We start from the raw sequence: 18073 nt of genomic DNA, 5'->3' as shown, positions 1-18073 counted from the left end.
CCGCACACCGGTCGGTGTGGTCGTAGCCATGTACTTCCTTGTCTCTTACGTAGGTGTGCGGGCGGTCCGGCAGTCCCCGACGGATTCGCGGAGGCGGGCCAGCAGCGCGTTCAGCCGTCCGACGTCGTCGTCGGACCAGTCCTCGAGGTAGTGGGCGAACAGGTCGGTGGTGCGCCGGCCGAGGTCGTCGAGCTGCGCCTCCCCCGCGGGGGTGAGCCGCAGGATGCGCGAGCGCCCGTCGTCCGGGTCGGGTGACCGTTCGATCCAGCCGCGCCCGGCGACGTGCGCCACATGGCGGCTGGTGACGGACATGTCGACGGCGAGGAGCTCCGCGAGCCGGCTCATCCGCATCTCCCCGTACCGGTCGAGGAGGGCCAGCACGGCAGCGGATCCGGACGGGCACTCCGCGGGAAGCAGGCGGGCGATGCCCCTCTTGACGGCGCCCATGGCGCTGATCTGGCGGCCCAGCTCCTCGTACTGACTCCGTTCTGCCACGGACACACCCCCATCTTGTTGCTTAGGGCAACCATAAAAGCGGTTGGTTGCTGCAGGCAAACGAAAAGGGGCCCTTCGGGGTAAAGGAACCCCAAAGGCTTTGCCTGTGCGACGTCACGATCCGGCCATGTCGGCGGGGAAGGTGCGGACGACGTGCGCGCATGTCGCGAGGGCGGCCGACCGGGGGTTGGGCGGGTCACCCGTGTTCGCTAGGGTCCTGACCCATGGCACACAACCCCCAAGCGCCCCAGGGTCCCGAGGGCTACGACCCCGCGGGCAGCACGCAGATGTTCCGCGCCTTCGTCGACGAGGGTGGCCCGCAGCAGAGCGGCCGCGCCGCGGCGGCGCCCGCGCCGGCCGGTCCGCGGATCGGGCTGATCGTCGGGATCGTGGCGGCCGTCGCGATCGTCGGCGCGGTCGTCTGGCTCGCCCTCGGCTGACCCGCCGGAACCGGACCTCCCGAGGCCCGTCCGCTCAGGACGGATGCTCCGCGCGCACGTCCTGCGTCTCGACGCGCATGCCCAGCGGTACGCGCCAGGCGTCCACGCACACCCGGTACGTCGTCGTCCTCGCCGCGCCCGCGGCGATGGGCGCCGGCAGCGGCTGGGTGGAATCGATCGTCGCCCAGTCGACGCCGAGCGCACCGATGATGTGCGTGCCGAACAGGACGGTGCCCGAACGCACCGCCGATCCACCGGTGTTGCGGAACTCCACGGTGACGTTCTCGCACCACCGCTCGTCCGCGGGCGTCCTCCGCACCTCCGCGACCGCCAGTACGGCGGGCCCGGGCGGCGAGGGCGACGGTGCCGGCGGCGGGGGAGCCGGCCGGCTCGGGCGCGGCGCCGGGGGCGTGCTCCCCGGTCCCGACGACCCCGGACCGGATCCGGCGTCCGCTCCTCCTCCTGCGGGCTGCCCGCCCGGGGCCCCGGGCGCCGTGGGGTGCCCCGGCGCATCCGGTGCCGTGCCCGGCGCGCCCGCACGCGTGTCCGCCCTCCCGTCCGGCCCGTCACCCGGTCCCGCCCGGGACGAACCGGCGGGAGAACCCTCGTCGAGGGGGACCAGCACGACGTCGCCGGACGGCGGCACCGCGTCCTCCGGTCCGTGTCCGCCGGCACCGACCGCCGCGTATCCGCCGGCCCGCCCGTCGGCCCCGGAGGCCGCGAGCACCCCGCCGAGGCAGAGCGCGACCCCCGCCAGCCCGTATCCGACCCGTCGCCGTCGCATCGGACCAGTTTGTCTGACGGTCCGTCAAAGAGAAACCCCGCGGCGGGAAGCGGTGGGGGAGCCGGGCGCCGGCCGTGGAGGCGCGCGCCCGGCCGGTCGGCGTCAGTCGGCGATCAGACCCTCGCGCAGCTGCGCCAGCGTCCGCGTGAGCAGCCGGGAGACGTGCATCTGGGAGATGCCGACCTCCTCGCCGATCTGCGACTGCGTCATGTTGGCGAAGAAGCGGAGCATGATGATCTGCCGCTCGCGCGGGGGGAGTTTGGCCAGCAGCGGCTTCAGCGACTCGCGGTACTCGACGCCCTCCAGCGCGCCGTCCTCGTAGCCGAGGCGGTCCGCCAGGGAGCCCTCGCCGCCGTCGTCCTCGGGCGACGGTGAGTCCAGCGAGGACGCCGTGTACGCGTTGCCCACGGCGAGGCCGTCGACCACGTCCTCCTCCGACACGCCCAGCACCGCGGCGAGTTCGGGCACCGTCGGCGAGCGGTCCAGCTTCTGGGCCAGCTCGTCGCTCGCCTTCGTCAGCGCGAGCCGCAGCTCCTGGAGCCGGCGCGGGACGCGGACCGACCAACTCGTGTCCCGGAAGAAGCGCTTGATCTCCCCGACCACGGTCGGCATCGCGAACGTCGGGAACTCCACGCCCCGTTCGCAGTCGAAGCGGTCGATCGCCTTGATGAGGCCGATCGTGCCGACCTGGACGATGTCCTCCATCGGCTCGTTGCGGCTGCGGAAGCGGGCCGCCGCGTAGCGCACCAGCGGCAGGTTCAGCTCGATCAGGGTGTCGCGTACGTACGTGCGTTCGGGGCTGTCCACGTCGAGGGCGGCCAGCCGCAGGAAGAGCGAGCGCGAGAGTGTGCGGGTGTCGAGGGCCCCGGGGGCCTCGGCCGGCAGATCCATGGACGCGTCCACGGACATGGGTGCGGACACCGGTTCGGGCGCCGGGAGCGCGTCGGGCGAGGGAGTGCTCTGCGTGAGCGTGAGCACCTTCGAGCTGCCCTGTTCTGCGGACATGCCACCCCCTGGAGGTCGCGGACGGTCGCGTCGGCCACGACCATCGGAGGAACGCAGCCTCCACCTGAATACCGGAGGCGGGGCCGCGGCAAACGCGGTTCCCGCAGAATGTCACATGTCGGCAACACGCTGTAGTGACATGTCGACAACGGAGCGTCAAAACAGCGCAGGAAAAAGGGGGTATGCGGCTTTCGTGTCGCTCGAAATGGGCCGAAAGGGGTCTACCCGATTCGGTTACGCCTCGATCCTGTTTGCGGATCTCAATCGCGCGAAGCTACGGGCGAGGAGCCTTGACACATGCATCTGGGAGACCCCCAGCTCCGCGCTGATCTGGGACTGCGTCAGATTGCTGTAGTAGCGCAGCAGGAGGATCCGCTGCTCGCGCTCGGGCAGTTGTACGAGGAGATGGCGTACGAGGTCGCGGTGTTCGACCCCGGCGAGCGCGGGATCCTCGTAACCGAGGCGGTCCAGCAGTCCGGGCAGTCCGTCCCCCTCCTGGGCCGCCTCCAGCGACGTCGCGTGGTACGACCGGCCCGCCTCGATGCAGGCGAGGACCTCGTCCTCGGAGATCTTCAGCCGCTCCGCGATCTCGGCCGTCGTCGGGGACCGCCCGTGCGTCGTGGTCAGGTCCTCCGTCGCGCCGTTGACCTGCACCCACAGCTCGTGCAGCCGGCGCGGCACGTGCACGGTCCGCACGTTGTCGCGGAAGTACCGCTTGATCTCGCCGACGACGGTCGGCATCGCGAACGTCGGGAACTGCACGCCCCGCTCGGGGTCGAACCTGTCGATCGCGTTGATCAGGCCGATCGTGCCGACCTGGACCACGTCCTCCATCGGTTCGTTGCGGCTGCGGAAACGCGCCGCCGCGTACCGGACCAGGGGCAGGTTCGCCTCGATCAGTGCGGCCCGGACGCGGGTGTGCTCGGGCGTGCCGGGCTCCAGGTCCTTCAGCTGGGCGAAGAGCACCTGGGTCAGCGCCCTGGTGTCCGCGCCCCGGCTCTGCTTGGTCCGGCCCTCGCTCTCGTTCTGGGGCGGCACTTGAGGCGCAGTACTGGCCGGCACGGTCACGCCACCCCTTCACGGGTCGAACGACGTCAACCCCAGGGGTCAACTCCGGGTCAACTCATCCATCAAAAGCGGTCATAGCATCACAACACAGGTCCACTGTGTTCAAGCACCCCGTAGTGCCGTGTTGGGGGCAAGTTGGTGCATAAGTGAAGAAAGCCCCACACCTCTACGGTGGGGGCTGGAGGGCCTGCACGAGCGGGCGGCTCGGACGTCGCGGACGGTGATCACCCGCGTGGTGACGCCTCGCACCGCCGACCGGCGGCGTCCGGGTGGGGCACGGCGTCCGCGGTGACCTAGTTGACGAGCTCCGACATGAACTCGCCGACGCCCTGTGCGGCGCTCGATATGCCCTCGAAACCCACCTGGACCAGGTCGGCCGCCCGGGCCGGGGAATTGATGATCGTGTACAGCACGAAGACGACGACCACGTAGAGAGCGATCTTCTTCGTTTGCACCACTAGTCCCTGCCTCCCCTGTGGCCCCTGTGCGGACGCGTGAGTCTAACCGAGCGTTTAGGGACCAAGGACCCTGCTGCCGGGGTCCTTCGTCCGGCCGTGGAGACCTTTCCGACCAGCAGTATTGGGGGTGAACCCGGAGGATCTGGCAGGAATCCGATGGGTGCGGAACCGTGCCCCCACTGCGGGGCCCGCGCCACGCGCTCCCCCCGGGCAGCGGCGCTCGGGCCGGCGGGTGCGTTCCCATCGGGGGAAGCGGCGAGTCCCCCGACCCCGCTTCCCCCGACCGAACGGAAGCCCCGGCCCGATCCCCCGAACGGCCGGGGCTCCCTCATGCGTGCGCCGCGCCCGCCGACCGCCCGCGTCCGGGCGCCCGTGCGCGGGGGCGCACGCGTACATGATGAGGGGCCCCGGGCTAGAACAAGCGACGGGGCCCCTCACAGGAGCGGTAGCGGAGGGATTTGAACCCTCGGTGACTTGCGCCACACTCGCTTTCGAGGCGAGCTCCTTCGGCCGCTCGGACACGCTACCGGGAGAGAGCTTAGCCCAAGGTGGGGCGTGCTCTGAAATCGGTATCGGTCAGCGGTCCGGAAGACCGTTCGCCGGCCGTTCCCCGGGGGGCTCCGGGGCACCTGTGCGGGAGCCCCGGAAGAACGCCGTGAGCTGCTGGGCGCACTCGGCCTCCAGCACCCCGTGGATCACCTCCGGGCGGTGGTTGAGCCGCCGGTCCCGTACGACGTCCCACAGGGAGCCCGCCGCGCCCGCCTTGTCGTCGCGGGCGCCGTAGACGACCCGGTCCACCCGGGAGAGCACCAGCGCGCCCGCGCACATCGTGCACGGCTCCAGCGTGACGACGAGGGTGCAGCCGGTCAGTCGCCAGCTCCCGCGCACCGCGGCCGCGCGCCGGAGCGCGAGGACCTCGGCGTGCCCGGTGGGGTCGCCGGTCAGCTCGCGCTCGTTGTGGCCGGTGGCCAGGACCGTGCCGTCCTCGGCCAGCACGACGGCGCCGACCGGGACGTCCCCGGTCAGCGGCGCACGTGCGGCCTCGTCCAGCGCGAGCCGCATGGGCGCCTCCCACGGCGCCCGTACGGGGTCCGTCACTAGCGGACGGCCTCCAGCATCTCGGAGGCCCCGAGCGTGTCGGCGATCTCGGTCAGCGCGTCCGGGCTGAGCGAGCAGAGCTCCTTCGCGGACATCCCGAGGTCGGCGAGCAGGTCGAAGTCGCCGAGCGGCCCGACCGGGACCGCGTCGGAGTCGTCGGACGTGTCCTCCTCGGTCACCGGCTCGCCGTCCTCCGTACCGTCGAGGTCGAGCGAGTCCAGCTCGTCATCCTCCTCGTCCTTGCCGAGCAGCTCGTCCGTGAGCATCGCCCCGTAGGAGGAGCGTGCTGCCGAGGCGGCGTCCGAGACGAAGACACGAGGATCGTCCTCGCCGTCCACCCGGACGATGCCGAACCATGTGTCTTCCTGCTCGATGAAGGCGAGCACCGTGTCCTCGTTCACCGAGGCGTCGCGGGCCAAGTCGGTCAGATCCGACAGGGTCTCCACATCGTCGAGCTCTGTGTCGCTCGCTACCCACCCGTCTTCGGTGCGCGCGAGCAGTGCGGCGAAGTACACCGTGACTCTCCCACTGATCAGAGTTGTGACGACCGGCGGAGCGCTGCTCGTGCCCCGCCCACTCGGAATCGTGGCAGAAACAGCGGCTTCGCGAGAGGTCTTCCGGCGTTGCGTCGTGCACGCGTTCAGTGAGAGGGCCCACCGAACGGCGTCGTACGGGTCCGTCCAGGGGACACCGAGGCTCACCAGCGGAAGGAGCGCATGCGCATGGCCTGGCGCATCCGCGCCGCGCGGGCTCGCCGGGGCTGGACGCGGTCACGCAAGGCCTTCGCCTCGTGCAGTTCGCGGAGGAACTGGGCACGCCGGCGCCTGCGCTCGGCGTCGTTCTCCTCTTGTTCCTGCCGCGGTTCCCGCCGCTGCTCCCGGTCCTGCTGATCCCGCTCCGGCATCGGCCACACCACCTCGGCGCTGGAAGGCTATGTCCCACCTTCCCTCCGGAGGCCGCGTCCACGCCAGCCCCGGCTACTGTGGGGGCCATGCGGATCCACGTCGTCGACCACCCCCTGGTGGCGCACAAGCTCACCACCCTGCGCGACCGGCGCACCGACTCCCCCACGTTCCGGCGACTCGCCGACGAGCTGGTGACCCTGCTCGCGTACGAGGCCACGCGTGACGTGCGCACCGAGCAGATCGACATCGAGACGCCGGTGTCGGCGACCACGGGCGTGAAGCTCTCCCGTCCGCGGCCCCTCGTGGTGCCGATCCTGCGGGCCGGCCTCGGCATGCTCGACGGCATGGTGCGGCTGCTGCCGACCGCCGAGGTGGGCTTCCTCGGCATGATCCGCAACGAGGAGACCCTGGAGGCGTCGACGTACGCGACGCGCATGCCGGAGGACCTCTCGGGCCGCCAGGTGTACGTCCTCGACCCCATGCTGGCCACGGGCGGCACTCTGGTCGCGGCGATCCGGGAGCTGATCAAGCGCGGCGCCGACGATGTGACGGCGGTCGTGCTGCTGGCGGCCCCGGAGGGCGTCGAGGTGATGGAACGCGAGCTCGCGGGCACGCCGGTGACGGTCGTGACGGCCTCCGTCGACGAGCGGCTGAACGAGCAGGGCTACATCGTTCCGGGCCTGGGCGACGCGGGCGACCGGATGTACGGCGCGGCCGAGTAGGACCCGAGGCCGGGCCCGGACCGCCCGGAACCACCGGCCCGTCAGACGCCCGGCAGGGCCGCGCGTCCCCGGAGCGGGTGCGCGGGGCATGCCGGGCCGTACGGCCCCCGGGGAGTGCGGGGTTCAGCCGCACTCGCCCGGCGCGGGCGACGGCTTGGCCAGTGCGGCCAGTGCCTTGTCCGCGACCGGCTTGGTGTTCAGCGTCCTGAAGGCCGTGCCGATGATCAGGTCGACGTCCGCGGAGGTGCGGGCGTCGGCTTTGACCTGGGCGCCGGCGAGCTGGGTGCCCAGCACGCCGAAGGGCCCGTCGTACGCGCCCGGCGCGCCCAGCAGCAGCCCGGCGCCGGGCACCTTCTTGTCGTACTCCGCCGGGGCGTTGCCCACCTTGCCGATGTTGAAGCCGCGCTTCTGCAGCTCGTCGGCGGTGGCCTTGGCCAGCCCGCTGCGCGGGGTGGCGTTGTAGACGTTGACGGTGATCTGGGCCGGCCTCGGCGGTGCCGGCGCGGCGGAGGGCGCGGACCGGGGCTTGCAGGCCGCGGCCCGGCTCTTGGCGCCGGCCTTCTCGGCATCGCCCGAGAAGACATCGATGAGCTGCAGCGTTCCCCACCCGCCGAGGCCGAGGACGGCCACGGCTGCGACGACTGCGAGCACGACCTTGCGGCGGCGACGAGGGCGGCGCATACGCGGATAGGCGTTGCCCGTAATGCGGTACTTTCCGCCCATGCCTGGGGGAGTGAGCATGCTCATGGGCGCAGCGTAATGCGGTCCGGTGGCTATGCCTACTTAACGATCATCTGCTTGCGTCCGTATGGGCGCGAAGCTGCGCCTAACGGGTCGCGGGACTGCGCCTTACGGGGTCGCGGCGCGGGGCCGAACGGGGCGCCCGTGACGGCCGGTCCGGGTCAGTCCAGCTCCAGCACGCGGGCGTGCAGCACCTGCCGCTGCTGGAGCGCCGCGCGCACGGCGCGGTGCAGACCGTCCTCGAGATAGAGGTCGCCCTGCCACTTCACGACGTGGGCGAAGAGGTCGCCGTAGAACGTCGAGTCCTCGGCGAGGAGGGTCTCGAGGTCCAGCTGGCCCTTGGTGGTCACGAGCTGATCGAGGCGGACCGGGCGCGGCGCGACATCCGCCCACTGCCGGGTGCTTTCCCGGCCGTGGTCGGGATACGGCCGCCCGTTTCCGATGCGCTTGAAGATCACACGGAAAGCCTACCGGGCAAGCGGCGGTCGGCGCAGCCAGGCAACGCCGGTGGGATGCTGAACAAAACCCTGCAAAAGCCTCGCAAACCCGGAAGTAGGGGCCGTGTCATGACTGAGCCCGAGCAGCCGTCCTCGTCCACGGGCCCGTCCGCGGCGGCGGATCTCGACGCCGAGGCGCGGAAGATCGCCTCCGGTTAGGCCTTTCCGGGGCCCGCCCTCGAACTGGGCGCCCTGCTCCACGGCGGCCGGTGCCTGCCCGAGGCACCCGTCCGGATCCCGCTCGGCATGCTCAACCGGCACGGTCTGGTCGCCGGCGCGACCGGCACGGGCAAGACCAAGACGCTCCAGCTCGTCGCGGAACAGCTGTCGGCGAACGGCGTTCCCGTCTTCCTCGCCGACATGAAGGGGGGACCTCTCCGGCATCGCCGCGCCCGGCCAGGGCGGGGAGGAGCTCGTGGAGCGTGCCGCGCAGGTGGGCCAGGAGTGGCAGGCGGAGGGATTCCCCGCCGAGTCCCGCACCTGGCTGGGCACGGGCGAGGCGGTCGTCACGGTGCTGGGCGAGTCGGGCGCGCCGACCCCCGTCGCCGCGACCCGGCTGCGGGCACCGCGGTCGCTGATGGGCCCGGTCGGCGACGCCGCGCTGGACGCCGCGCTGGACGCCGCGGTAGGTCCTCGGTGCTGTACCCGCGCTGTGCACGGGCTGTGGACCGGGAGTCGGCGTACGAGCGGCTGACGGCGGAGCAGCAGGCGGCCGAGGAGGTGGCGTTGCGTGCGGCGCGGAGGCCGCGCGGGAGGTGGAGGAGGCCGTCCGCCGGGAGGAGCGCGCGGCCCGCGCCGCGCAGGGACGAGTCCCTGGCCGGACAGGTGATGGGCAGCGGACTGTTGACGTCGCTCGCCCGCTCGGTCGGCACCCGGCTGGGCCGGGAGATCTCCCGCTCCCTCTTCGGCACGGCCCGCCGACGCCGCCGGTAGGGCGGCCGGAGGCTCGCGGTGGTGGCACGGCGGGCACCGGACGGGCGGACGCCGGCGGGGCTTCGGTGAAGCCCCGCCGGCGCCGGGAGTGGGGCCCGCCCCGCAGGTCGTGCGGGGCGGGTCCGGGGAACGCAGGTCCCCGCTGCTACTCGGTGACCTCGTGGTCGTGGCCGTCGTGCAGACCGCCGCCGCTGCCCGTGTCGCCGTCCGTGGGGACGGTGGCGACGGGCTTGCGCAGCGAGCTCAGGTCGTGCGCGTACGTGCCGGCGGCGTTGGCGATGATGTCGATGTTGACGTCGAACGCCTTCATGTTGACGTTCTTGAGGTCGTCGCACTTGGCGTGGTAGCACGCGTCGTACGCGACGCCCGCCGTGCCGCCGAACTTCTTGGCCTGTGCGGCGGACTTGATGCCCTCGGCGCCGGTGAACGTGCCGCCGGACGGGATGCCGGCCTCCACGAACGGGCCGTAGTCGGAGCGGCCCGTGAAGTCCGTGCCCTCGTGGGGCGCGCCGACACGGTCCATGAACTCGTTGATGTCGCGCTCCAGCTGGGCCGAGCCCGCCGGACCGGCCGGCGCGCCGACGCCGTCGGAGTTGTCGCCGTCGTACACGAACAGGCCGTAGTTCGGCGACGCGATCATGTCGAAGTTCAGATAGAGCTTGATCTCCTTCTTGCCCAGGTCGCTCAGGTTCGCGACGTAGTGCTCGGAGCCCAGCAGACCGTTCTCCTCGGCGCCCCACCAGGCGAACCGCACCTTGTTGGCGGGACGCTTCTCGGCCTTGGCGAACTCCAGCGCGACCTCGAGCAGACCGGCCGAGCCGGAGCCGTTGTCGTTGATGCCGGGGCCGGCCGTCACGGAGTCGAGGTGGGCGCCGAGCATCACGGTGTTGGCGGCGTTTCCGTGCCGCGTCTCCGCGATGACGTTGCGCGTGGTCCGCTTCTCCTGGAGCTGGCGGATCTCGAAGTTGATGCTCACCGGGCCCTTGGCCAGGTCCCCGGCGAGCTTCGTGCCCTCGGCCTGGGTGATGCCGCCGGTCGGGATCTTTCCGGCCTCGGGGCCGCCGAGGGTGCCGGACAGGGCTCCCTCGGTGTTGTTGTAGATGACCGCGCCGATCGCGCCCGCCGCGGCCGCGTTCTCCTGCTTGGCGGCGAACGTGCAGCCACCGCGCTGGATCAGCGCCACCTTGCCGGTGAACGTTCCGGAGGCGAAGTCCGCGGGCTCGCAGCCCGTGGTGCCGTCGGCGTCGACGGGCACGGCGGCCAGATCGGCCTTGACGCCGCCCACGGGCGTCGACTTGGTGTAGGTCATCGCCGATATCGCGATGTCGCGCGGTGCGGGGGAGACCACCGACAGCTTCTCGGCCTGGGTCTCGGTGTAGATGAAGTCGAAGTTCTGGTACGAGACGTCGTACCCGGCCTTCTTCAGCTGCTGGTAGGCGTACGCCGCGGAGGCGTCGTAGCCCAGCGAACCGGCGGCGCGGTGGCCGCCGGTGCTGTCGGCTATCTGCTGGAACTTCTGCAAGTGCTTGAAGGCGTCCTTGGCGGACGACTCGCGGACCAGCTTCTTGGAGAGCTTGGCCGCTTCCTTCGCCGCCGCCTTGGCAGGGTCGTGCCGGTGGGCGGTGGCGGGCGAGGCGGATGCCAGCAGGAGCGGGGTCGCGAGTGCGGCTGCGGCCACGGTGGCCACTGCTCTGCGATGGGTTGCGTTCACAGAGGTCCTTCCCGGTGCGAACGAGGTTGAGGGGAAGCTAGCGATCTCTGAGTGTTCTGTGAACACATGTGCCGCAACTCACGCGTTATTTAGCGCCATTGACATCAACTGGTACGTCTTCGGGCGTACTTGTGAGTCATTTGGCCGCCTTCGCCGCGCGCTTCAGCTCCTGCTTGTGCGCACGGACCTTGGCCAGCGACTCGGGACCGGTGATGTCCGCGGCGGAACGGTAGGCGCGCTCCTCGCCGTACGGCCCCGCAGCCTCCCGCCAGCCCTCGGGCCGCACCCCGTACTGCTTGCCCAGCAGGGCGAGGAAGATCTGGGCCTTCTGCTTGCCGAAACCGGGCAGGGCGAGCAGCCGCCCGAGCACCTCCTTCCCCGACGACGCGCTCTCCCACAGCGCCGTCGGGTCGCCGTCGTACTCGTCCACCAGGTACTGGCACAGCTGGTGGATCCGTTTCGCCATCGACCCCGGATAGCGGTGCACCGCGGGCTTCCGCGAGAGCAGCGCGGCGAACGCCTCGGGGTCCTGGGCGGCGATCTCGTGGGCGTCGAGATCGTCCTTTCCGAGGCGCTCGGCGATCGTGCGGGGGCCCGTGAAGGCCCACTCCATCGGGACCTGCTGGTCCAGCAGCATGCCGATCATCAGGGCAAGCGGACTGCGCCCGAGCAGCTCGTCGGCCTCGGGCTGCTGGGCGATGTGGATCTCGGGACTCATTACCCGATGATCTCTCCCGCCAGGGCGTGCCGCACCTCCGCGGCGGCCCTTCGGGCCTTTCACGGGTGCCGGGGCCGGGCGTCCGGCGGGGGTCAGCCGGGCTTGCGGGCCTCGATCAGGAAGCGGGTCGTCCGGGCGACGAAGGGTCCTTCCGCCTCGATCCGCTCGTGCAGCTCGCGAAGCCGGTCGCGGTACCGGGCCACGGTGAAGCCGGGCACCATCCACACCACCTTCCGCAGGAAGTAGATCACCGCCCCGATGTCGAAGAACTCGGTCCGCAGCGTCTCCGACCGCAGGTCGACGACCTCCAGGCCGGCCGCCTCGGCCGCCTCGCGGGCGTCGTCGGGATGGCGCGACCGGCGCGTCTCCTCCGGCTGGGGCCCCAGGAAGTACTCGACCAGCTCGAAGACGCTGGCCGGGCCGACCTGCTGCGAGAGGTACGTGCCGCCGGGCCGCAGGACACGCGCGATCTCGTCCCACCAGACCCGCACCGGATGCCGGCTGACGACCAGGTCGAAGGCCTCGGCGCCGAACGGCAGCGGGGGCTCGTCGCGGTCCACCACGACCACCGCGCCCAGCGGATGGAGCAGCCGGGTGGCCTTCTCGACGTTCGGCGGCCAGCCCTCGGTGGCGACCGTCAGCGGCGGCAGCTTCGGGGCGCCGGCGAGCACCTCCCCGCCGCCGGTCTGGAGGTCGAGGGCGGCCGACGCCTGCGCCAGCCGCTCGCTCATCAGCCGCTGGTAACCCCAGGAAGGGCGCTGCTCGGTCGCCCGCCCGTCGAGCCAGGAGAAGTCCCAGCCCGCCACGGACACGGATTCGGCCTCGGCCACCACATGGTCGAACGTGCGGGTCATGAACCGATGGTGCCGTCCTGCCCGGGGAGCCGCCACCCCTTTGGCCGGGTGCCGCGACCCTTCCGCGCCGGGGCCGCCGTCCCGCCGTCGGACCGGTCGGGCGTCGGCCTGCTGCCTGGGCCCGTCGTGCGGCCGTCGGCGGGCGTCCTCCGGTCCGGGGAAGGTCCGCCGTGCCTTCCCCGGGGGCGTGCGGCTGCCGGAGCCGGCCGTGCCTCGTGGGCGCCGGTGGCCGGGGCCGGGACTACTTCCGTGCGGCCGACGGGCCCGTCCAGTCCGCCGCCACCCTGCCGAGCCGTACGCGCTGGGGATGGTCACCGACCGGCACGCTCGCCACCTTCCGGCCGGTGGCGAAGTCGATCGCGGTGACCGAGTCCGATCCGCTCTCCGAGACCACGCAGGACTTCCCGTCCCCGCTGACCGTGGCCCAGTACGGCTTCGAGGCCGTGATCAGCGGACCCTCCTCGAGGGTGGCCCGGTCGACGACGGTCGCGTAGTCGTCCATCGTCCCGGCGACGCAGATCTTGTCGCCCGCGGGGCTCATCGAGATGCCGTGGTGGCGGGAGTCGTTGACCCAGGTCGTGCGGTCCTCGCCGGTCGCCGGATTCTTCGGGAGCGTCTTCTCGCGGGTGATGCGGTCGGCGGCCACGTCGTACTCCAGGAAGCCGTTGAAGAACGACACCTGGAAGTAGAGCTTCGACTCGTCGGGGGTGAAGGCCACGGGGCGTACCGCGTCCGAGAGGTCCTTCCGGCCGAAGGTGTCCAGCCGCTGCCGCATGTCGATGACCTTGACGGTGCGGTACGTCTCCGCGTCGACGACGGTGAGCTTGCGGTCGCCCTTGGTGAAGTCCCAGAAGGGGTCGTCCAGCGCGGTGTTGACCTCGCCGATCGCGCTGTTCCAGATCCGCTTGCCGCCGTCGGTGAAGACGTTCTCGTGCGGCTTGTCGCCGGTGGCGAACGAGCCGGTCTGCCGGCCGGTCCCGATGTCCAGGACGTGCACGGTGTTGGACGTCGACGCGGAGACCGCGACACGGGTCCCGTCCGGGGAGACGGCCATGTGGTCGGATCGGTAACCCGACACGGGGAAACGCCAGTTGAGGGTGCCGGTGGCCACGTCGATCGAGACGACGTCGGCGAAACTCGGGCGGGAGACGACGACGGCCGAGCCGTCCGGTGTCGAGTACATGTCGTCGACGAACTGGTCGTGCCCCTCGCCGACGGACATCCGGATGCCGAGGAAGTAGGCGAGCTTCACCGGGTTGAGGTGGATCTCCAGCATCCGCTGGTCCTTGTCCGGGATCACGTTGATCCGGCCGATCCTGGTGAGGGACCCGGAGGGCTCGAGCACGTCGGCGGTGCCGTCCCAGTTGTTGCCGACGAACAGCACCTCGCGCAGACCGGTGGGGGCGGGCGCGGCGGTGGTCGCGGCCGCCGCGGCCGCAGCCGGCGACACCGGGGCCGCTGATGCCGGGGCGGAGAGGGCGGCGGTGACCGCGAGGGCGACGGCGACACCGGCCAGGGTCGGGGGAAGTGCTGTCTTCACGGCGCGCTCCTGAGGGCGTGGGGCAGGAGGGAGACAGGGGCTTACCGGCGGTAAGGTACTGGTGGGTCACATGAAAGACCAGAGGTCCGACCGGACTTCCTGCGACAGTGGCCGGGGGCTCCGCGGCGACTCCGTGATCCCCCGTCGACACCTGCCGCCGATCTCTCCGTCGCCGGTCTCCCCGTCGACGCCCGTCGCCCCTGCCGTGGCCGCCGTCCGTTCGCCGCAGCCATCCGACGGCACGTGATGACGCCGCTCGACGGCGGTTGTGCGCCGCGGCGCGTCACGTCATGCCACGTCACGTCGCGTGCCGTGTCGCGGTTCGTCCTGTCACGCGTCAGGGCGTGCCGCGGCCCCTGTCGCCGTCCTCGCGCAATCGGGCCGCCCGCATCCGGAGGTAGTGCGCCTCCGGGGTGCTGAGGGTGCGTGAGGCGGCTCGCCGGTAGGCGTCGCGGGCGGCGACGGGGTCCCCGGCCCGCTCCAGCAGATGCGCGCGCACCGCGTCGAGGCGGTGATGTCCCGCCAGCCGGTCCTCCAGCGCGTCCAGTTCCGCCAGCCCCGCCTCCGGTCCCTCCACCATCGCGACCGCGACGGCCCTGCCCAGCTCGGCCATCGGCTCGGGCGCACGCCGCACCAGCACGTCGTACAGCGCGAGGACCTGCGGCCAGTCCGTGTCCTCCGCCCGTGCCGCCTCGTCGTGCAGTGCCGCGATCGCCGCCTGCAGCTGGTACGGGCCGGCCGGCCCCTCCGACAGCGCCTCCTCCACCAGCGCGATGCCCTCGGCGATCTCGTCCCGGTCCCACCGTGTCCGGTCCTGTTCGTCGAGCGGGATCAGCTCGCCGTGCGGGCCGGTGCGCGCCGCGCTGCGGGCATCGGTGAGCAGCATCAACGCCAGCAGCCCGGCGACCCGCCCCTCCCGCGGCAGCAGCCGGCGCACCGCACGGGTCAGCCGGATCGCCTCCTGGGCGAGGTCGGCGCGGTGCAGCGCGGCGCCCGAGGTCGCCGTGTAGCCCTCGTTGAAGATCAGATACAGCACCTGGAGCACGGCGGACAGCCGCTCGTCACGGTCCTCTGGCACCGGCGGGCGGAGGAACGGCACACCCTTGATCTTCGCCTTGGCACGGCTGATCCGCTGCGCCGCCGTCGCCTCTGGCAGCAGCAGCGCACGCGCGATCTCCCCCGTCGTCAGCCCGCCGACCGCGCGCAGCGTCAGGGCGATCTGCGCGGCCGGTGTGAGCACCGGGTGGCAGCAGAGGAACAGCAGGGTGAGCGTGTCGTCCTCGGACGCGGCGCGGCCCTCCCCGGGCGGCGGCGCCGTGTGCGCGTCGCGCGGGGTGAGCCGGGCCGCGGTCTCCTCGCGCCGCCGCCGCGCCTCGTCGCCGCGCAACCGGTCGGTGAGGCGGCGGGAGGCCACGCGGATCAGCCAGCCGCGCGGGTTGTCCGGCACACCGGCCTCCGGCCACTGCTGCGCGGCGGCGAGCAGCGCCTCCTGCACGGCGTCCTCCGCGGTCCCGAAGTGCCCGTACCGGCGCACCAGCGCGCCGAGGACCTGCGGGGCGTGCAGCCTCAGCAGGTCCTCGACCCGGGTCGTACGGCTCATCGCGCCTCACGTTCACCGGTGTCCCACGGTCGGCATCGACGTCCCACGGTCACGGAAGCGGGACACTGATCGCCGCCTCACGGTCTCGCAGCCGCCCGGCTCGTTCCAGCCGGCCGGCTCTCCGGGCCTGGTCCTCCGGGGCCCGGCGACCGGCCCGCGAGGACCGGCCGGCGCGACCGCCCGTGCGCAGAGCCCCTCGGCGCAGATCCCCTCGGCACGGACCCGCTCAGCACAGATCGCCTCCGCCCTCCTGGATCGGCCGGATCACGACCGGGTAGTCGGTCGCCCCCTCCGGGACCGGGCACCGGGCGACCCGGACGGCGATCTCCGTGACCCTCTCCAGGCTCGCGCAGTCCAGCACCCAGTAGCCGGCGAGCACTTCCTTCGTCTCGCCGTAGGGGCCGTCCGAGACCACCGGCCGGCCCTCGTCGTCCAGGCTCACCAGCCGGGTCCTGGCGGGCTCGACCAGCCCCTGCGCGTCCACGAGCTCCCCCGACTCGGCCAGGTCGTTGTTGATGGCCTCCATGTGGGAGAACATCGCCTGCAGGTCCTTCTCGCCCCAGGCGGGGCTGTCGGAGGACGCCTGCCCGGTCATCGCCTCGTAGTCGGCCTGCGAGCCCTGGACCATCACCAGATACTTCATGACTTCAGCTCCTCGGCTGCGTGGTCGCCCCTCGTGGGCAACTCTCACAGGGGACGTCGGAGCCGTCGCGCGCTTCTCGACACCTTCCGCGGAAATCTTCCCGGCTCTCACCCCTCTGCCGCTGCCGCCCACGCCCCGCCTCTCCGCGGCCTCGGGCAGCGCGTCGACGGGGAGCTCCCGTCGACGACCGTCGCGACTCGTCCGCCCGGTCCACGGGCACGGCGAAGGCCCCGACCGAGCACGGTCGGGGCCCATTCGCAGGCCGCGGTGGGGGTCCGTTCGTTCGGGGGCGTCGAACGGCCGCGGGCGTGGTCAGCGGGCGGTGCCGAAGTCCTGGGTCCAGTAGTTCCCGGGCTGTGCGAGGCCGACGCCGATCTCCTTGAACTCGCAGTTCAGGATGTTCTTCTTGTGGCCGGGGCTGGACATCCAGCCCGCCATGACCTTCTCGGGGGTCTCGTAGCCGTAGGCGACGTTCTCGCCGTACGTGCTCCAGTCGTATCCGGCGCGGGTGATCCGGGTGCCGGGGTTCGAGCCGTCGGAGCCCGTGTGGGACATGTTGCGGTGGGACGCCATGTCCGTGCTGTGGTCCTGGGCGGCCTTGGTCAGCTTGGCGTTGACGGTCACCGGGGAGCAACCGGCCTTGCTGCGCTCGCTGTTGACGAGCTGCACGACACGCGCCACGGCGCCGGAGGCGGGAGCGGAGGAGGCGGGCGTGCTCGGCGAGGCCGAGGGCTTGGGGGCCGCCGGCTTGGGCGCCGCGGGCTTGGCGGGGGCGGGGGCCTGCGGTGCCGGGTCGGCACCGCCGGGCTCGGCGGCACCCGGCTCCGCGCCGGGCTGCTCGGCGTCGCCGTGCTTCTTCTTCCAGTCCCAGCCGCCCCGCTGCCACGGATTCTCGGCCGAGGCGTTCTTCCAGTCCGCCCAGGACCGTCCGTCACGGCTCGCCTGGCGTTGCGGGCTCTCCTGCTGGTCCATACAGGCCATGGCTACGGAAGGCACAGCCACGGCGCCCAGGGCGACCGCGGCGATCGTTATCTTCCGGTAGTGCGTCTTCCTGCGGTGCTTCCTCATGCATGACCTCACTCGGTTTTCGCGGAGCGCCCCCGGGGAACGGTCGACCCGGCACTGGTCCTGTGCTGAGCTGCGGAGACGCCTTGCGGGCCGCCATTCTTAGAAGCGCCGAGCGGCCGGAGCAATGGGCCTCGTTACTACCTCGGTTCGTAGGGCTGGACACCTCTTGAAAAGCGCCCACAGGCGTGCTGGCCCCGGTTCCGGAATTGCCGCGCGCTTCTGTTGACCCGTCAGGAACCCCTGAGTGCCGGACAAACGGGCGGAACCGGCCAGCCGGTCCAATACCCCCATGACCACCGCAGGACATGTCTCTCTCAAAGCGGACAAGTCTCATTTGTCCAGTCCCGGGCTTTCTACTATTCGGCCGTCCTAGTGCGGAATTCCGCGTGACGGATGTCACGAAATAACCCGAGTGTTCATGGAACCGCGGCGCCCCGGCCGGGCCGCTGACCCGGGCCGGTCGTCGATCGGGTGGTGGGCCGGTGGCCGAGTCGGAGGGCGAGCCGGGTGCGGTGCAAGGGCCGGTGAGGTGCTCGTACGGGTACGCGCGGCCGGCGTGGACGCGGGCGTCCGGCACCTGCTGACGGGGCTGCCGTACCTCCTTCGCCTCATGGGGTACGGCCTGCGCGCGCCCAGGGTCCCCGTGTGCGGCCGGGAGGTTGCGGGCCGGGCGGAGGCCGTCGGCGCCGGGGTCAGCCGCTTCCGGCCGGGCGACGAGGTGTTCGGCTTCCGCGAGGGGGCCTTCGCCGAGTACGTGAGCGCCGGTGAGGAGCGGTTCGCGGCGCGGCCAGCG

At 71.9% G+C, this 18073-nt stretch carries 19 protein-coding genes, 1 tRNA gene and 2 pseudogenes; 4 read left to right on the top strand and 18 right to left on the bottom strand.

The window, feature by feature from the left end; all coding sequences use genetic code 11:
- Window positions 1-45 precede the first annotated feature (45 nt).
- On the bottom strand, window positions 46-495 hold the full coding sequence (locus QRN89_RS17055; RefSeq protein WP_290350289.1) for a MarR family winged helix-turn-helix transcriptional regulator: 450 nt from the start codon (window positions 493-495) through the stop codon (window positions 46-48).
- A gap of 224 nt (window positions 496-719) precedes the next feature.
- Here QRN89_RS17055 and QRN89_RS17050 point away from each other — a divergent pair, with 224 nt between their 5' ends.
- The gene (locus QRN89_RS17050) at window positions 720-935 is read left to right on the top strand and encodes a hypothetical protein (protein WP_290350288.1); all 216 of its coding nucleotides are present in this window, start codon (window positions 720-722) and stop codon (window positions 933-935) included.
- A 34-nt stretch (window positions 936-969) separates the two neighbouring features.
- On the opposite strand, the gene QRN89_RS17045 is transcribed toward QRN89_RS17050, so the two are convergent.
- The 8 genes from QRN89_RS17045 to QRN89_RS17010 all read right to left on the bottom strand — a co-directional run bounded on the left by QRN89_RS17045 (window position 970) and on the right by QRN89_RS17010 (window position 6252).
- Window positions 970-1254 (bottom strand): hypothetical protein, encoded by a 285-nt coding sequence (locus QRN89_RS17045; protein ID WP_290350287.1) that lies wholly within the window; start codon window positions 1252-1254, stop codon window positions 970-972.
- A gap of 567 nt (window positions 1255-1821) precedes the next feature.
- A complete protein-coding gene (locus QRN89_RS17040; RefSeq protein ID WP_290350286.1) occupies window positions 1822-2724 on the bottom strand; it encodes an RNA polymerase sigma factor SigF in 903 nt (300 codons plus the stop codon).
- A 234-nt stretch (window positions 2725-2958) separates the two neighbouring features.
- Complete coding sequence (locus QRN89_RS17035) at window positions 2959-3786, bottom strand: RNA polymerase sigma factor SigF (protein WP_384077051.1); 828 nt, start codon at window positions 3784-3786, stop codon at window positions 2959-2961.
- 299 nt (window positions 3787-4085) lie between these two features.
- Window positions 4086-4247 (bottom strand): hypothetical protein, encoded by a 162-nt coding sequence (locus tag QRN89_RS17030; protein WP_167746024.1) that lies wholly within the window; start codon window positions 4245-4247, stop codon window positions 4086-4088.
- Between the two features lie 446 nt (window positions 4248-4693).
- Window positions 4694-4778 (bottom strand) — tRNA-Ser (locus QRN89_RS17025).
- 48 nt (window positions 4779-4826) lie between these two features.
- Window positions 4827-5312 carry a tRNA adenosine(34) deaminase TadA gene (tadA, locus tag QRN89_RS17020; RefSeq protein WP_290350285.1) on the bottom strand — a complete coding sequence of 162 codons (486 nt, stop codon included), beginning with the start codon at window positions 5310-5312 and terminating at the stop codon, window positions 4827-4829.
- Between the two features lie 35 nt (window positions 5313-5347).
- Window positions 5348-5863 (bottom strand): tRNA adenosine deaminase-associated protein, encoded by a 516-nt coding sequence (locus QRN89_RS17015; protein WP_290350284.1) that lies wholly within the window; start codon window positions 5861-5863, stop codon window positions 5348-5350.
- 182 nt (window positions 5864-6045) lie between these two features.
- Window positions 6046-6252, bottom strand: a complete 207-nt coding sequence (locus QRN89_RS17010) for a hypothetical protein (RefSeq protein WP_290350283.1) — start codon at window positions 6250-6252, stop codon at window positions 6046-6048.
- Window positions 6253-6339: 87 nt separating this feature from the next.
- Between QRN89_RS17010 and upp the strand changes: the two genes are divergently transcribed.
- Window positions 6340-6975, top strand: a complete 636-nt coding sequence (upp, locus tag QRN89_RS17005; protein WP_290350282.1) for a uracil phosphoribosyltransferase — start codon at window positions 6340-6342, stop codon at window positions 6973-6975.
- A 123-nt stretch (window positions 6976-7098) separates the two neighbouring features.
- On the opposite strand, the gene QRN89_RS17000 is transcribed toward upp, so the two are convergent.
- Both QRN89_RS17000 and QRN89_RS16995 read right to left on the bottom strand, forming a co-directional pair.
- Window positions 7099-7722, bottom strand: a complete 624-nt coding sequence (locus tag QRN89_RS17000; RefSeq protein ID WP_290350281.1) for a LytR C-terminal domain-containing protein — start codon at window positions 7720-7722, stop codon at window positions 7099-7101.
- Between the two features lie 155 nt (window positions 7723-7877).
- On the bottom strand, window positions 7878-8174 hold the full coding sequence (locus QRN89_RS16995) for a type II toxin-antitoxin system VapB family antitoxin (RefSeq protein ID WP_003999914.1): 297 nt from the start codon (window positions 8172-8174) through the stop codon (window positions 7878-7880).
- A 108-nt stretch (window positions 8175-8282) separates the two neighbouring features.
- Here QRN89_RS16995 and QRN89_RS16990 point away from each other — a divergent pair.
- A pseudogene (locus QRN89_RS16990) lies at window positions 8283-9146 on the top strand (helicase HerA-like domain-containing protein).
- Window positions 9147-9291: 145 nt separating this feature from the next.
- On the opposite strand, the gene QRN89_RS16985 reads toward QRN89_RS16990, so the two are convergent.
- From QRN89_RS16985 to QRN89_RS16955, 7 genes are all read right to left on the bottom strand, one after another.
- Window positions 9292-10833: a M28 family metallopeptidase gene (locus QRN89_RS16985; RefSeq protein WP_290353740.1), complete on the bottom strand. Its 1542-nt coding sequence runs from the start codon at window positions 10831-10833 to the stop codon at window positions 9292-9294.
- A 160-nt stretch (window positions 10834-10993) separates the two neighbouring features.
- A complete protein-coding gene (locus QRN89_RS16980; RefSeq protein ID WP_290350280.1) occupies window positions 10994-11575 on the bottom strand; it encodes an HhH-GPD-type base excision DNA repair protein in 582 nt (193 codons plus the stop codon).
- Window positions 11576-11667: 92 nt separating this feature from the next.
- Window positions 11668-12429, bottom strand: a complete 762-nt coding sequence (locus QRN89_RS16975) for a class I SAM-dependent methyltransferase (RefSeq protein WP_290350279.1) — start codon at window positions 12427-12429, stop codon at window positions 11668-11670.
- A 241-nt stretch (window positions 12430-12670) separates the two neighbouring features.
- Window positions 12671-13969, bottom strand: coding sequence for a YncE family protein (locus QRN89_RS16970; protein WP_290350278.1), 1299 nt, complete (start codon window positions 13967-13969; stop codon window positions 12671-12673).
- A gap of 337 nt (window positions 13970-14306) precedes the next feature.
- Window positions 14307-15569 (bottom strand): RNA polymerase sigma factor, encoded by a 1263-nt coding sequence (locus QRN89_RS16965; protein ID WP_290350277.1) that lies wholly within the window; start codon window positions 15567-15569, stop codon window positions 14307-14309.
- Between the two features lie 226 nt (window positions 15570-15795).
- Window positions 15796-16212, bottom strand: a complete 417-nt coding sequence (locus QRN89_RS16960; RefSeq protein WP_290350276.1) for a YciI family protein — start codon at window positions 16210-16212, stop codon at window positions 15796-15798.
- Window positions 16213-16524: 312 nt separating this feature from the next.
- The gene (locus tag QRN89_RS16955) at window positions 16525-17280 is read right to left on the bottom strand and encodes a CAP domain-containing protein (RefSeq protein WP_290350275.1); all 756 of its coding nucleotides are present in this window, start codon (window positions 17278-17280) and stop codon (window positions 16525-16527) included.
- A 418-nt stretch (window positions 17281-17698) separates the two neighbouring features.
- Here QRN89_RS16955 and QRN89_RS35825 point away from each other — a divergent pair.
- Window positions 17699-18043 (top strand): annotated as a pseudogene (locus QRN89_RS35825) (alcohol dehydrogenase catalytic domain-containing protein); the annotation flags it as partial.
- Window positions 18044-18073 lie beyond the last annotated feature (30 nt).

The sequence above is a fragment of the Streptomyces sp. HUAS CB01 genome (genome assembly GCF_030406905.1).
GTDB classification, from domain to species: domain Bacteria; phylum Actinomycetota; class Actinomycetes; order Streptomycetales; family Streptomycetaceae; genus Streptomyces; species Streptomyces chengbuensis.
The sequence above is the reverse complement of the archived record's forward strand: the minus strand, read 5'-3'. Positions and strand labels throughout refer to the sequence as shown.

Bases quoted from the DNA above. Each gene is read 5' to 3' on its own strand.
- QRN89_RS17040 (WP_290350286.1), bottom strand. From the start codon at position 2,724: ATGTCCGCAGAACAGGGCAGCTCGAAGGTGCTCACGCTCACGCAGAGC.
- QRN89_RS16955 (WP_290350275.1), bottom strand. From the start codon at position 17,280: ATGAGGAAGCACCGCAGGAAGACGCACTACCGGAAGATAACGATCGCC.
- QRN89_RS16960 (WP_290350276.1), bottom strand. From the start codon at position 16,212: ATGAAGTATCTGGTGATGGTCCAGGGCTCGCAGGCCGACTACGAGGCG.
- QRN89_RS16975 (WP_290350279.1), bottom strand. From the start codon at position 12,429: ATGACCCGCACGTTCGACCATGTGGTGGCCGAGGCCGAATCCGTGTCC.
- tadA (WP_290350285.1), bottom strand. From the start codon at position 5,312: ATGCGGCTCGCGCTGGACGAGGCCGCACGTGCGCCGCTGACCGGGGAC.
- QRN89_RS16965 (WP_290350277.1), bottom strand. From the start codon at position 15,569: ATGAGCCGTACGACCCGGGTCGAGGACCTGCTGAGGCTGCACGCCCCG.
- upp (WP_290350282.1), top strand. From the start codon at position 6,340: ATGCGGATCCACGTCGTCGACCACCCCCTGGTGGCGCACAAGCTCACC.
- QRN89_RS17050 (WP_290350288.1), top strand. From the start codon at position 720: ATGGCACACAACCCCCAAGCGCCCCAGGGTCCCGAGGGCTACGACCCC.
- QRN89_RS16980 (WP_290350280.1), bottom strand. From the start codon at position 11,575: ATGAGTCCCGAGATCCACATCGCCCAGCAGCCCGAGGCCGACGAGCTG.
- QRN89_RS17010 (WP_290350283.1), bottom strand. From the start codon at position 6,252: ATGCCGGAGCGGGATCAGCAGGACCGGGAGCAGCGGCGGGAACCGCGG.
- QRN89_RS17000 (WP_290350281.1), bottom strand. From the start codon at position 7,722: ATGAGCATGCTCACTCCCCCAGGCATGGGCGGAAAGTACCGCATTACG.